This window comes from Sorangium sp. So ce117 (assembly GCF_051524395.1).
Classification (GTDB): domain Bacteria; phylum Myxococcota_A; class Polyangia; order Polyangiales; family Polyangiaceae; genus Sorangium; species Sorangium cellulosum_B.
Genome location: NZ_CP150309.1, coordinates 4,268,470 through 4,282,429 on the forward strand (window position 1 = coordinate 4,268,470; position 13,960 = coordinate 4,282,429).

11 protein-coding genes are annotated in these 13,960 nt (G+C 72.7%); 6 read left to right on the top strand and 5 right to left on the bottom strand.

The genetic code is table 11. From position 1 onward, the window contains the following. Positions 1-55: 55 nt before the first annotated feature. Positions 56-1,552 carry an ATP-binding protein gene (locus tag WMF46_RS15965; protein WP_437986388.1) on the bottom strand — a complete coding sequence of 499 codons (1,497 nt, stop codon included), beginning with the start codon at positions 1,550-1,552 and terminating at the stop codon, positions 56-58. A gap of 7 nt (positions 1,553-1,559) precedes the next feature. Continuing rightward, on the bottom strand, positions 1,560-2,255 hold the full coding sequence (locus WMF46_RS15970) for a response regulator (RefSeq protein WP_012235579.1): 696 nt from the start codon (positions 2,253-2,255) through the stop codon (positions 1,560-1,562). 333 nt (positions 2,256-2,588) lie between these two features. On the opposite strand from WMF46_RS15970, the gene ndk reads away from it, so the two are divergent. The 4 genes from ndk to dapE are packed head-to-tail and all read left to right on the top strand — an operon-like array spanning position 2,589 to position 5,934. Then, positions 2,589-3,023: a nucleoside-diphosphate kinase gene (gene ndk / locus WMF46_RS15975; protein WP_437986389.1), complete on the top strand. Its 435-nt coding sequence runs from the start codon at positions 2,589-2,591 to the stop codon at positions 3,021-3,023. Continuing rightward, positions 3,023-3,916: a hypothetical protein gene (locus tag WMF46_RS15980; protein WP_437986390.1), complete on the top strand. Its 894-nt coding sequence runs from the start codon at positions 3,023-3,025 to the stop codon at positions 3,914-3,916. The genes ndk and WMF46_RS15980 overlap by 1 nt, the downstream gene beginning before the upstream one ends. A gap of 42 nt (positions 3,917-3,958) precedes the next feature. After that, positions 3,959-4,834 carry a 2,3,4,5-tetrahydropyridine-2,6-dicarboxylate N-succinyltransferase gene (locus WMF46_RS15985; RefSeq protein WP_437552810.1) on the top strand — a complete coding sequence of 292 codons (876 nt, stop codon included), beginning with the start codon at positions 3,959-3,961 and terminating at the stop codon, positions 4,832-4,834. After that, positions 4,831-5,934, top strand: a complete 1,104-nt coding sequence (gene dapE / locus WMF46_RS15990) for a succinyl-diaminopimelate desuccinylase (RefSeq protein WP_437986391.1) — start codon at positions 4,831-4,833, stop codon at positions 5,932-5,934. The genes WMF46_RS15985 and dapE overlap by 4 nt, the downstream gene beginning before the upstream one ends. A 95-nt stretch (positions 5,935-6,029) precedes the next feature. Here dapE and WMF46_RS15995 read toward each other — a convergent pair whose 3' ends face one another. The 3 genes from WMF46_RS15995 to WMF46_RS16005 form a co-directional block, all read right to left on the bottom strand. Further along, positions 6,030-7,022 carry a sensor histidine kinase gene (locus WMF46_RS15995; protein ID WP_437552811.1) on the bottom strand — a complete coding sequence of 331 codons (993 nt, stop codon included), beginning with the start codon at positions 7,020-7,022 and terminating at the stop codon, positions 6,030-6,032. A gap of 227 nt (positions 7,023-7,249) precedes the next feature. Beyond that, a complete protein-coding gene (locus tag WMF46_RS16000) occupies positions 7,250-7,678 on the bottom strand; it encodes a response regulator (RefSeq protein WP_012235585.1) in 429 nt (142 codons plus the stop codon). Positions 7,679-7,906: 228 nt separating this feature from the next. Further along, complete coding sequence (locus tag WMF46_RS16005; protein WP_012235586.1) at positions 7,907-8,371, bottom strand: response regulator; 465 nt, start codon at positions 8,369-8,371, stop codon at positions 7,907-7,909. A 340-nt stretch (positions 8,372-8,711) separates the two neighbouring features. Here WMF46_RS16005 and WMF46_RS16010 point away from each other — a divergent pair, with 340 nt between their 5' ends. After that, positions 8,712-9,533, top strand: a complete 822-nt coding sequence (locus WMF46_RS16010; protein WP_437986392.1) for a sensor histidine kinase — start codon at positions 8,712-8,714, stop codon at positions 9,531-9,533. Between the two features lie 120 nt (positions 9,534-9,653). Beyond that, a complete protein-coding gene (locus tag WMF46_RS16015) occupies positions 9,654-13,745 on the top strand; it encodes a hypothetical protein (protein ID WP_437986393.1) in 4,092 nt (1,363 codons plus the stop codon). The last annotated feature ends 215 nt before the right edge of the window (positions 13,746-13,960 follow it).

The window sequence follows — 13,960 nt, forward strand, 5'->3', positions numbered from 1 at the left end:
GGCAAGGTGGAACAGCGAGCACCGCGCTTTCCTGACTTTGCGTGGTTCGCGTGGATCACCCGGCGCGCGCCAGGCGGACGGTGAACTGGGTGCCGCGGCCGATGGCGCTCTCGACCTCGATCGAGCCGTTCATCAGCTCGACCAGGTGCTTCACGATGGCGAGGCCGAGACCGGTGCCGCCCAGATCGCGTGAGCGGCCGGCGTCGACCCGGTAGAACCGCTCGAAGATGCGGCCCAGGTGGTGAGGCGGAATCCCGGGGCCGTCGTCGACGACGGCGAGCGTCACCTGCTGATCGGCCGAGCGCGCCTTCACCGTGACGTGAGCTCCCTCGCCCGCGTACTTGATGGCGTTGTCGAGCAGGTTCATGAGCACCTGCTCGAGCGCGCGGCGGTCGCACCGGACGGGCGGGAGCGCCGAGGCGTCGACCGTCAGCGTGACCCTGCGCCGGCGCGCCGCCTCGGCGAGCAGCTGCGTGACGTGCTCGATGGCCGGGGCAATGTCGAGCTCCGACAGCGCGAGGCGGAAGTTCTTCGCCTCGATCTTCGAGAGGTCGAGCAGATCGTCGACGAGGTGGCGGAGGCGCTTCGCGTGCCGATCGATCACGTCGACGAACTCGGCGGCCTCGTCGGGGTCCTTCAGCGCGCCGAGCTGCAGCGTCTCGGCGGCGGTGCTGATCGCGGTGACCGGGGTGCGCAGCTCGTGGGACACGTTGGCGACGAAGTCGGTCCGGATCGTCTCCAGCCGGCGGAGGTCGGTGACGTCGTGGAACACCGCGATGAGCCCTGGCTCGGCGGACGCGCCGTCGTGATCCGCGCCCCACGCGGCGAGGGCCTCGCGCTCATCGTGCCCGAGCCGCTCCGGGCCCTTCCGGCGCGACACGCGCACGAGCAGCCGCCTCGGCAGCGTCCGCCCGAGCTCGACCTCGGCGTCGACCGGCTCGTCCCGCTGGCCGGCGAGCTGGATCGCCTCGGTGAGCCGCGCGTTGCGGATCGACTCGATGACCGATCGACCGAGCGCGTCCTCGCCGAGGGAGGCCATCGCGCGGAGCGCCCGGTTGGCGAGGAGGATCCTCCCGTCGCGATCGAGCACGAGGACGCCCTCGCTCATCCCGTCGAGGATGCCCGCGAGCAAGGCGCGCTCCGTCCGTACCTCGGCGGTCGAGCGGGAGAGCTCGCTCGTGAGGTGGTTCAGCGCGCGCGCGAGCTGGCGGAGCTCGCCCGAGCCGCGCAGCGGGGCGCGCGTCGACAGGTCGCCCTCGGACATCGCCTGCGCGAAGCGGGTCAGCCTCCGGATCGGGCGCGTGACGAAGAAGGCCGTGGCGGCGCCGACCGAGACGGCGACGACGATCACGGTGCCCATGCCGAGCAGCAGGGTGCGCCGCGAGCGGAGGAGGGCGGCGTCGACGGCGGCGCGCGGGCTGTGCTCCGCGAGCAGCGCCGCTTCCATGTCGCGCGCGGCGAGGCGCTCGATCGGGACGCCAGCGACGAGGAGGGCGAGCACCGTCCCCGCCGCGAGCTTCGCCCCGATGCCCAGCCCCCTCGGCAAGCGCATGGGCCCTCTAGGCGACCTCGGGCTCGGCGCGGAACCGGTAGCCGACGCCGCGCACGGTCTCGATGTAATCGCCCGCCGCCCCGAGCTTCTCGCGGACGCGCTTCACGTGGGTGTCGACGTTGCGCGCGGTGACGTCGACGTGCGAGCCCCACACCTCGTCGAGCAGGAGATCGCGCGACAGCACGCGCCCGCGGCGATCGTAGAGCATCATGAGCAGGCGGAACTCGAGCGCGGTCAGCGCGATCTCGGCCTCCTGCACCCAGGCCCGGTGCGCGGCGCGGTCGACCCGCAGGATGCCGAAATCGAACTTCTCCGGCGCCGACGCCGGGCTCTCCGAGCGCTTGAGGATCGCCCGCGCGCGCAGGATGAGCTCGCGCACGCTGAACGGCTTGACGACGTAGTCGTCGGCCCCGAGCTCGAAGCCGACGATCCGGTCGATCTCCTCGCCCTTGGCGGTGACCATGATGACGGGCACCGCCGAGGTTTGCGGGTTCTGCTTGAGGCGGCGGCAGATCTCCGTGCCCGACATGTCCGGGAGCATCAGGTCGAGCAGGACGAGATCGAACCGCTCCTCCTTGACCGCCCGGAGCGCTGTCTCTCCGCTCCCGGCGGACACCACGTCGAACCCGGCTTGACGAAAATTGTAGGTGAGAACGCGCTGCAGGTCGCGCTCGTCCTCCACGATGAGCACATGGCTCGGCATGGCGGATGTATCTAGCAGCGCATTGTGACAGCTTGATGGCGATCGCGCGTGCCGCGCGTCGCCCTCGCGAGACGGAATTGCGACAAGGACGAGGTGCAGCGCGAGCGCGAGGAGAGCGCGGAGATCCGAGACGGACGGCGGGCGGATCGGACGCGGCCGATCCTCATCCGGGAGGCGCGGCCGGGAGAGCAGCCTGGAGGGGTGCGGCGGGACGGACAGCGATGACGGAAGCGCGGCCGGGCGGCGGGTCGTGCAGCGAGGCGGGCGGCGGCCTTTCAGGACGGAATGCGTGGCGCTTGCAACGCTCGGCGTTTTCGCCTAACTGGGCCGCCCATGGCCCTCGAGCGAACACTCTCAATCATCAAGCCTGATGCGATGGAAAAGAACACGGCCGGCGCGATCGTCGCCCGCCTCGAGCAGGAGGGCTTCACGGTCAAAGCGATGAAGCGCATCCACCTTACCCGCGCGGAGGCCGAGGGCTTCTACGCGGAGCACCGGGGGCGCGGCTTCTTCGACGAGCTCGTGACGTTCATGTCGCGCAGCCCCATCCTGGTGATGGCGCTCGAGCGCGAGGACGCGGTGGCGAAGTACCGCGAGGTCATCGGCGCGACGGACCCGGCCAAGGCGGCGGCGGGGACGATCCGCAAGCTCTACGGCGCGAACGTGGGCGAGAACGCCGTCCACGGCTCCGACAAGCCGGCGACCGCCGCGCGGGAGATCGGCTACTTCTTCGCGGGTTACGAGGTCGCCCCAAGCGCGACGGCCTGATGCTCGGTGAGCGGCTCGCGGCTGCGCTCGGCGCGGCGCGGGACGGCGCGGCAGGCATCGAGAGCTTCGCGCACCTGCTCGGCTCGCGCCGCGTCGGGCCGCGCGGGGTCGCGCTCGCGCTGCCGGAGGTGTGCGAGGGGTGCGCGGCGCTCGTCGTTGCCCTCGACAGCCTGTCCGCGGCGGTCCGCGACGGCTTCGTCGAGACAGACTCCGCCGTGGCGGACGACGCCGCGGCGGCCGACGCCGCCTGCGCGGTCCTCGGCCACGCGGGCGTCGAGGTCGCGCGCCTCACGGACGAGCTGTCCCGCGCCGCCGCGGGCGCCCCGCCGGCGCGCGGCTCTGGCCGCGGCCGCGCGGATCGCGGCGGCTCCGAGCGCGGCATCGACGCGCGGCAGCGCCTCGGGCTCGAGGCGTCGGTGCGCAGGACGGCCCGGGAGCTGAGCGGCGCGCTTCGCCTGTCCGAGCTCGTGATCGCGACCCTCGAGCTGCGCCCGACGCCGCTCGATCTCATCGACGTGCTCCGCAACTGGAGCGCCGCCCCGGCCGAGGGGCGGCCCGTTGTCGGCATCTCGGTCGCCTCCTCCGATGGCCGCGCCAACGAGGTGGAGGGCGACGTGCGCGCCGTGAGCGGGCTGATGGAGCTCGCGGTCGGCATGGTCAGCGCCGCGGGCGTGGCGAGCCCGCACCTCGCCGTGTCCCGCCTCTCGGACGGGCGCTCGACGGTGCGCATCGCCGAGCGCGGCCCGCGCGAGGGCGCGCCGGCGGTCGCCCTCGACGTGGTGCTGCGCGACGGCGGCGAGCGGGCGGCCGCCGTGGCCCGCGTCGTCGCGCGCCGCGCGCGCATCGAGCTCGTCGAGGGGACGGGCGGGCGCGTCGTCACCATGACGTTCTGACCCCGGTGCCGGTGCTGGCTCGGCCGTGCTAAAGGCGGCGCCATGGCCACCGAAGAATCCATGAAGTCCCTCGTTGAGGCGGCGTTCCGCGACCGCGAGCTCCTCCGCTCGCCCGCGCACGAGGCCGCGGTCCTCCGCACGATCGAGAGCCTCGATCAAGGCCTGCTCCGCGTCGCCGAGCCCGACAAGACCGCGCAGGCGGGCGGCGAAGGCGCGGCGTCCACCGGCGAGGGCGCCCCGCACAGGTGGGTGACGCACGCGTGGATCAAGGAGGCGATCCTTCTCTACTTCTCGCTCCGCAGCATGAGCGTGATGGAGGTCGGCCCCTTCGAGTTCCACGACAAGATCCCGCTCAAGCGCGGCCTCGACAAGGCGGGCGTGCGCGTCGTCCCGCCGGGGACGGTGCGTTACGGCGCGTTCCTCGAGCAGGGCGCGATCGTGATGCCCGGCTACGTGAACATCGGCGCGTGGGTCGGCTCGGGGTCGATGGTCGACACCTGGGCGACGGTCGGCAGCTGCGCGCAGATCGGGCGAGGGGTGCACCTCGCCGGGGGCGTCGGCATCGGCGGGGTGCTCGAGCCGCCGGGGGCGCGGCCGGTGATCATCGAGGACGGCGTCTTCGTGGGCTCCCGCGTGATCGTGGTGGAGGGCGTCGTGGTCGAGGAGGAGGCGGTGCTCGGCGCCGGCGTGGTGCTCACCGCGTCGACGGCGATCCTGGACGTCACGGGGCCGGAGGTCGTCGAGCACCGCGGCCGGGTGCCCGCGCGCAGCGTGGTGATCCCGGGGACGCGGCCGAAGCGCTTCCCGGCAGGGGAGTTCTCGATCCCCTGCGCGCTCATCATCGGCAAGCGGAGCGAGGCGACGGATCGCAAGGTGTCGCTGAACGCGGCGCTGCGAGATTTCGCGGTGCCGGTGTGAGCGCGCGCGCCGACGCGGACGCGGCGGCCACGGCCGATCTCGCGGACACGCTGCTCTGGCTCTGCTCCGTCCCGTCGCCCACGGGCGAAGAGCAGGAGCTGTGCTGCGCGGTTGAGGAGCGGCTCGGTCGGGCTCGGCTCGCCGCGCCGGTGCGCCGCCACGGCGACTCGCTCGTCGTGCAGGTGACGCAGGGCACGGGCGGCCCGAAGATCGCGCTGGCCGGGCACCTCGACGTGGTGCGCACCTCGCACGACGGGCCGCCGCGGATCGAGGGGGATCGCCTCTACGGCCCCGGCGCGAGCGACATGAAGTCGGGGCTCGCGCTGATGCTCGACCTCGTCGAGGGCGAGCGGGAGGCGATCGCGGGCGTGGATCTGACGCTCGTGTTCTACGCGCGGGAGGAGGGTCCGTACCTGGAGAACGAGCTCGCGCTGGTCATCGAGCGCGAGCCGGACCTGCGCGCGCTCGATCTCGCGGTGTGCCTCGAGCCGAGCGACAACCGGCTGAGCCTCGGCGCGAGCGGGTCGCTCCACGCGGGGCTGACGTTCCGCGGGCGGACGGCGCACAGCGCGCGGCCGTGGCAAGGGGAGAACGCCATCTACAAGGCAGGCCCGCTCCTGTGCGAGCTCGCCGCGCTCGCGCCGCGCGAGGTCGAGATCGACGGCTTCGTCTACCGCGCCGTGACGACGGCGACGATGGCGCAGGGCGGGCGCGGGCGGAACGTCGTTCCGGACGAGTTCACGATGAACCTGAACCACCGCTTCCCGCCTGGGACGTCGATCCAGGAGGCGCAGCGGACCATCGAGGCGCTCGTGGACGGCCGCGCCGAGATCGCCTGGCGCGACCTCAGCCCTTCGGCGCCGCCGCACGCGTCCCACCCGCTCGTCGTCGCGCTGCGCGAGGCGGGCGTCGCCGCGGTCGAGCCGAAGCAGGCGTGGACCGACGTGGCCCGCTTCGCGGAGCTCGGGGTGCCTGCGGTCAACTTCGGCCCCGGCGAGAACGCCCAGGCGCACCAGCGCAACGAGTGGTCGTCGCTTCAAAAGCTGTCCGAGGGGCGCACGATCCTCCGCCGCTGGCTCTCGGCGCTCGGACCGGCCTGACGCCGCGCGCACCCGCTGCGCGCGCTCGGTGTCAGGGGGGAGCCCGGCTGATCGCGCGCGGCGTTCGGGGCGCGCCTCGGTGACGCTCGTGCCCTTCAGGTGGCCGTGCGCACCGAGAGTCCGGCGGCGGGGATGGTGAAGAAGAACGTGCTCCCCTGGCCGGGCGAGCTCTCGACCCAGATCGTACCGCCGTGGGCCTCCACGATGCCCTTGGTGACGAACGCCGCGAGCCCCATCCCTTGTCCCATGGGCCTTCGAGGGGGCGCGTGGCGAGCGAAGAGCAGCGGTCGTTGCTCCGGGGAGATGCCAGGTCCGGTATCGGAGATCGAGAATCGCGCGTCGGTGCCCGACGGCTCGGCGCGCACCGTGATGCGTCCGCCCTTCGGCGTGAAGCGCATGGCGTTGCCGAGCAGGGTGGCGATGACCTGGACGATGCGCTCCCGATCGCACGCGATGGGCGGCAGCTCGTGCGGCAGCTCCTTCGCGATCTCGAGCGGCTTCAGCGCGACCGTGGGCGCCATGAGCTCGATCGCCTTGTCGAGGATCGGCTCGACCTCGTGCGCGCCTTTGCCGACCTTCAGCGATCCGCTCTCGATGCTCATGGCGTCGATCAGGTCCTGCGCCAGCTGGTTGATCTCGTCCGCCGCGCGGGTGATCGCCTCGAGCTGCCGCCTACCCGGGCCCTCCTGAGGGACGGATCGCATCAGCATGCGGGCGCTCACGACGATCACGCTCAGCGAGTTCCTGAGGTCGTGAGAGATGGTGGATACGGTCTCGCGCAGGATGCGCTCTGCCGCCTCCGCGCGGCGCTCGAGGAGCTGGCGCTGCTCCTCGATAATCCGCTCGCGCTTGGCCGCGTCGCCCCGTGGGGCGAGCCGCTCCGCGTCCGCCTTCGATCGCCGGGGCGCCCTGGCGCGCAAGGTCGCCGGTCCCGCGGATCGAGGCCCGCTCGCCGCGGCGGACGTCGAGCCCCGCTTCGGAGCGCGCAGGGGCGCCGCCGTGGTGCGCCCGCGGAGTGTGCGGCCGTGCGCTGCGTCCGCGCCGTCCGCCGCGTTCTTCCCGGCTTTTTTTCTCGTCACCCCCGCCATTCTTGTCCCCTCGTGCCTCTCAAGCACTCAGTTAGCCAGAAAGACCGGGCCGAGAATAGTCAGGTGGTGCCGCAGTCAAGTCCTGGCAGCGCGGGAGCGCAGGTGCGTTATTCGCGGTCTCCGCAGTCTCGCCGCGGTCTCGCGGAGGGCACGCGCCTCGCGGATCTCGCGAGCTCGTGCGCGCTGTGTAGGTCTCGCCGGTTCCGTCGAGGGGGATTCGCGGCGCGTCAGGGCGCGCTTTCCGGCTGCGATGACGCGCTGCCGCGCGACAGGAGGCGGCGAATCTCGAGCACGAGCGTGTCCGGCAGACACGGCTTCGTCAGGAAGGCGTCGCACCCCGCGTCCTTCGCCTCGCGCGAGTGCCCCGCGAGGGTGTGACCTGTGAGGGCGACGATGGGGATCCTCATGGTGCGAGGATCGCTCTTGAGGTGGCGCGTCGCCTCCCAGCCATCGATCTCGGGGAGCGAGAGGTCCATCAGGATGAGGTCCGGGATCAGCTCGAAGGCGCGGTCGAGCGCCTCGCGCCCCGTCGCCGCCTCGGCCACGCGGAACCCGGAGAAAGACAAGTACTCCGCGAACATCTCCCGGTTGTCCTGGAAGTCGTCCACGACCAGGACGAGCGGCGAGACCGCGTTGTCATCAGACTTCACTTCCATCCCAGTGAACCTTTCCATTCCTCGGCGCGCCGCGCCGCCCGATCGATCGTAAGGGGCTCCGGCATCGCTCGGCCGGCCTCTCACGCAGGGTCATGTAGGGGGGCGATCCGCTCGGGTCACGTCATGTTTGTATACCTGATTGCGGGCACAATGCCGGGCATTTCCCCTCCCGCGCAGGGGTTATCCTGCATTTGCCCTGAAGGGGTTTCAGGTTGCTCCTGACGTGCCCTAGGTGGGTCCGTAGGGGCGGCGGACGCCGACGATCTCGTGGAGCAAACGAGCGGCGCTGTCCCAGTCGACCGGCTTCACGAGGACACCGTCGAACGCCGAGGCGTTGAGGGCGGCGCGGGCCTCGAGATCGCGCCGGCCAGTGCACGCGAAGATGGCGACGTGCTGGGTCGCCGGATCGGCGCGCAGCGCCTCGGCGACGACGAAGCCGTCGATGCCGGGCATCCTCAGGTCACACAGGATCACATCCGGCACGTCCTGCGTCGCGAGGAACACGCCACGCAACCCGCCGGCTGCCCGCTCTACCAGGAAGCCGTGCGCAGCGAGCGCCGCCTCCGCCATGACGAGGAAATCGGGATCATCATCGACGATGAGGACCCGGCGCCGCCGCTCGATCACCAGGGTATCCTCGTCTCCCTGCTCGTCGTGATGCTCGGTGAACTCTCTGCGCTCTGCCTCGGACATGCTCCCCCGCTCGCGGCTCGGCTGACAGCGCTCCCCAGGTGCTCGGGCTTCGATGCGCTGATGCGCGGAAGCGTGAAAGGAGAGCAACGAAGAGCAACGGCCTCCCGCCGGCGTTTCTGGAAAGGCCCCCCCGCGCTGGTGGAGGCGGAACCTGAACCCCAGGTACACCTTGTGCCCAGGTCGCTTATCCGCAACCATCAACTGTCCAGCGCAGATGGGGGTCTCTGCGCGGTTCACCCCCAGCCTCCGGCGACCGCTGTTTCGGGGGAGCCCCGACGACAGTTGGCTTGCTCGTCTGATGCTCGCGGTCCGCGCTGCTGCATATTCGGAGCAGGCGTTTATGTGGATGGATGACGAGTTCTTCGCGCGTGTGGGCCACGATCTTCGGGGCGAGCTGGCGACCATGCTGGCCGGGGTCCACTATCTCCTGCGTTACCAGAAGGACCTCGGGGCGGCCCCGCGGGACATGCTGGAGCGCGTGCGCGGCGCGGGCGAGCGGCTGAAGCGGCTGCTCGACGAGTTCGACAACTCCATCTGGCTCCGCCAGGACGCCAGCCGTCCCATGGCGATCGCCTCGTGTGATGCTGGCGAGCTCGCCCGCCGCGCGGCGGGGCATCTCGAGGGAGCCGCCACCGCGCGCGGCGTGCGCATCTCCTTCGACGCCGAGCCCGACGGGGGCGCGCCCGTGGAGGGGGATCCGGAGCTGCTCCGGGTGGCGATCGAGTACGTGCTCGGCTTCGCCATCCTGCGCTCGCGCGATCGCCCCGTGCAGATGCGTGTCTCGATCTCTGGCGGTGAGGCGATGGTGACCGTCATCGACGAGGCCGGCCCCGTCGCGCCCGAGCCGCTCGCCCGGCTGCTCGATCCGTTCGGCGAGCGGGCGGCGATCCCCGCCGACCCTGTCGCGCCGCGCCGTCGAGAGCGGCTGGGCCTCGGGCTCGCCATCGCGCGTGGCATCCTCGGTGCGCACGGGGGCGGGCTGACCGTGGAGCCGTCGTCCGAGCGCGCGGAGGGCGGCTCGACGGAGCCGGCCTCGGGGCTCTCCGCGACGGGGCTGCGATTCACGTGCTCTCTCGGCGCCGTTCGGCGGGGCTCTCCCCCCGGCTCGCCCGAAACGACGGGTCGCGGCCGTGCGGCGAGCGCGAGCGGCGATGACGGATGAGATCCTGCCCTGGGCTCGCAACGCGCGGATCGTGTCCGATGAAGACTTCGTCTAGGATGGACGGGGCCGCACGTCGCGAGCGTGCTCCAACTTCCACCGCCCACCGATGAATGCGCCTCGATGCCGACGCTGAGCTCTCTCCTCGTGCAGCATGGGGTTACCTCGATGCGGGTGGTCGAGGAGGCGATCGCCCGCCAAGTGCTCCACGGCGGCGATCTCGCCACGAATGTGCTGGAGCTGGGTGCGGTGCGTGAGCGAGAGCTCACGGCGCTGCTCGCGGAGAGCCTCGGGCTCCCGCCCGCCGTGGGCCGGCTGCGGCCCGCGTCGCCCGAGGTGCTCCGGACGATCCCCGTCGATCTTGCGGTCCAGCACCGCGTGTTCCCCCTCGACGTACGCGCAGGCCTCGACGTGGCAGCGACGGGAGCCCCGCAGCGCGAGGCGACGCTCGTCATCGCCACGGCAGAGCCCCTCGCGTTGCCCGTGGCGGAGGAGCTGAGCTTCGCGCTGGGGGTCAGCCTGCGGCAGCTCGCCGCGCCGCTGGTGCGCATCCGCCAGGCGCTCGCCGAGCACTACGGCGTGGCCCTGGAGCGGCGGTTGTCGCGGCTGGTGAAGCAGCTCGACGCGCGCGCCGAGCCGAGCCCCAACGAGTCGAACGAGTCGAACCCGGCGAACGAGCCTGGCCCTGCGGGCCCGCCGGCGCCGGCGCCGCCGCCCGCCTCACCTGCGGGCACCGACGCGGCTCCACACGCGGCGGTCGACGCCAGCTCGTCCGCGCAGATCGACACGAGTTCGCCTGCCGAGGTCGTCGCGGATCCATCGGCCGAGCTCGCTGCCGCCTCGCCCTTTGGCGCCGATGCGGATTCACCGGCAGGGGTCCGCCCCACGTCACCTCCAGGAGTCGAGGCGGCTTCGCTGGCCAGCGTCGATGAGCCCGAGGATGCCGCTGAGACCCAGCAAAAGCGACCCAGCATCGACGATGCTCCGACGGTCGAATCGCTGACCTCGATCTACGACGAGGACACGGTCGTCGCGGACGTCGCGCTCAACGAGGCGGTGCCCACGCCGAGGAAGCCGCCGCTCCACGAGATGGATGACGAGCCGACGGTCGTCGCTGCGTATCCGCTCGATCTTTCCTTGCTCCGCAATCCCGAGGCGCACATGCCTCGGGTCGAGGCGGTCGCTTCACAGCGCGCCGCGCCAGCACCTGGTGGGGCGGCCGCGCATACCGGCCAGGCGGCCGCGTTGCAGGAAGAGCCGGCGATCGAGCCGGCGGTGCCGACGCCGCGCTCCGAGCAGCTCGCGCCGCACCTTTCGCCGCTGGCGCCATCGGAGGCCGTGCGCACGCCGCCGCCCGTGGGAGCCCCGGGGCCGCCCATCGACATCCCGGAGCCGGCGCCGAAAGCAGCGGCCTCGCCGGCGTCGGCGCTGTCGGGCGTGCGTTCGCCAGCGCCAGGCACTCGGCTCCTGACGGGCTGGCTGAAGCGGGCCTCTGCTGCACACCGGCCTCAGCAAGAGCCGCTGCCGCGAGCCGCTGCGGCGCTCCAGCAGCAGCCCCACGGATCCGCATCCACGGCGTCGACAACGGCGGCATCGGTACCCGCAGGTTCGACACCTGAGGCGCCGGTACCCGTGCCGTCGGCGCCTGCGGCGTCGGCACCCGCGGCGCCGGCGCCCGCAGTGTCGGCACCTGCGGCAACTCCGGCGGAGCGACGCGAGCTCTCCTCGAGCGCGCCGGCGGCGAAGGTCTCCATGCGCGAGGCGGGACGGTCTGCGTCCGCTGCGCAGAGGCGGAAGGGCCCCTTCACGCTGGCCATGGCCGAGCAGGCGCTCGCCGCCGTCGGATCGAGCGAAGAGGTGCTCGGGGTCCTCTTCGACTTCGCTCAACAGTACTTCGAGTACACGGTCCTGTTCACGGTGCACGGCGAGCGCGCTGAAGGCCGCAACGCTTCAGGTCCAGGCGCCGAGCGCGAGCGCGTCACGAAGATCGCCGTGCCCTTCGAACGTCCGAGCGCCCTCGCCAGGGCGCGCGCGCTCCGCGCGCCGGTCGTCACCGCCGTCGCCGGCAGCGCGCCTGACGCCGAGCTCCAGCGCGAGCTCGGCAGGAAGGTCCATGCGGCCGCCGTGGCGGTGGTCCCGATCGTCGTGCGCAGCCGCGTCGTCGCGCTCGTCTACGGCGACGACGGCGCCACCTCGGTCGAGCTCTCGAGCATCGGAGACCTCATCGCGCTCGCCGGCATCGCGGCGACGGTGCTGGAGCGGCTCATCCTGCGGAAGAAGCAGAACCGCAGCGGCGGAGCCCAGCAAAGCGACGGCCCGGCGCCCCACGAGGCCGCCACGCTTCAGCAGAAGGCGCCCGCGCCCCCGCATCCCGCGCCCCCGCATCCCGCGCCCCCGCCTCCGGAGGACGCCGCCGCGCGTTCGGAGGACGCCGCTGCGCCGATGGACGAGCAGGCCACGGAGGGACCGCTCTCCCTGCGCACCCGCGCCGCGCTCATGGAGCTGAGCAGCTTGGTCCGCGCGGACGCGCACGGCTCGCACGTCGCCGCCGCGGGCGCGCAGCTGCCTGCGGCGGATGCAGACCGCGACGCGGGAGAGCCCCCGCCCGCCGGCTCCTCCGACGTCGCGCCGCAAGCCGTGCGGCCGCAGGGCGGCTGGACAACGGAGGACGGGGCTTCCGGGATCGACGCCGTCGCGCGGGCCTTCGGCCTTCGCGGCACCGGCGTGGAGACCGAGCCCGTGCGTCCGGACGAAGGTGTCGCGCATGCGATGGCCTTCAGCTCGACGATCCCGCCGGCCCCGACGCTGCACGCGCGGCGCATGGGCTCCGAGCCGCAGCTCCGGTCGGGCCTCGAGGTGGACGCGGACGTCGTGTCCGGCACGGCCGTCACGGCGCCGATGATGCCGGCGGTCACGCCGCCGATGATGCCGGCGGTCACAGCGCCGATGATGCCGGTGGTCACGCCGCTGCCTGGGACGCGCGCCGCGGCGTCGTCGGCGCCGGCGATCATCGACGAGATCCCCGACCTCGAGATCCCCGCGGCGCCGGTCCCTTCGGCGTCGGAGGACCTCGATCTCGGCGAGCCGGAAGAGGCGCGGACGAAGCGGTACTCACGGCCTCCGTGGATGCTCGACAGCTCGATCACGCCGGGCGCGGAAGAGCACCGGGAGCTCGGGCCGGCGCCGGCCGCGGGGCGGCCCTCAGGGCGCCGCCGCACGCCTGTTGCGGTCGAGACCGCCACGGCGTACGCGAGGCCCCCGTCCGAGCGGCGCGCCGCGGTCTCGCCGTCGCCGGCCGGCGACTTGCGCGCGGAATACACCTCGCTCCTTCAACATGTCCTCGCGGGCGGCGAGGCCGGCGCGAGGGCGTTCGCCGAGCTCGTGCGCAACGGCGACACGGCGATCTCGGTCGTCGCCGCGCGGTTTCCCGGTCCGCTCCGGGTCGATCGCCAGCGCTTCCGTGAGCAGCTCGCCGGCCCGGAGGGCGCCGCGATCGTCGCCACCGTGCCCCCCGCCTCCCAGTGCGGGCCGCTGCTCGAGCTCATCGTCGCGATCCGGCGCCCGGCGCTGCCCTTCATGACCGTGCGGAGCGCCTCGCCCGATCCCGAGGTGCGCCTGTGGGCCACGCACGTGCTCGGCGAGCTGACGTACCCGGAGGCCGCCAACGCGCTGCTCCCACGGCTCTTCGACGACAGCATCGCCGTGCGGCGGATCGCGATCCAGTCGGCCGCCTCGCTGATCGCGGCGCCGCCTGCGGGCGGCCCGATCCTGCAGGGGCTCGACCACATCGCGCGCGACCGCGAGGAGGCGTCCGCGCGGCGGCTCACGGCCATCGAGACGATGACCGAGATCCGCTCGGGAGCCAGCGTGCCGGCGCTCATCAGCGCGCTCACTGACCCTCACGAGGCGATCGTCGAGGCGGCGACGCGGGCGCTGGTCGTCGTCACGCGGGACGATCTCGGCCGAGACGCGCGCAGGTGGCTGTCGTGGTGGTCGAGGAACGGCGAGCGCCATCGCATCGAGTGGATCATCGACGCGCTCACGCACGAGAAGCCTGCCATCCGCCGCGCGGCGATCGACGAGCTGAAGGGCGTCACCAAGGAGTACTTCGGGTACTACGAGGACCTGCCGCGGCAGGAGCGCGAGGCCGCCCAGGAGCGCTACCGCGCGTGGTGGATCTCCGAGGGGCGCTCGCGTTTCCGCACCACCGGCTGACGCCGCAACCATGGAGCGGGTGGCGGCGGGCGCGCGGCTCGCGGCGCCGCCTCCCGTGGGAGCGGCGCGCCGGCGCCTCACGGGCGACGCGCGCAGAAGGAGGTTGAGCCCGCGTCGCGCGGGGAGGCGGGCGGCTCGGCCGCTCAGCGGGAGCCGCCCGTCGGGTGGGCTTCAGGGAGGGTCAGGGGAAGGGGAGAGAGCGAACCGCGCAGCGG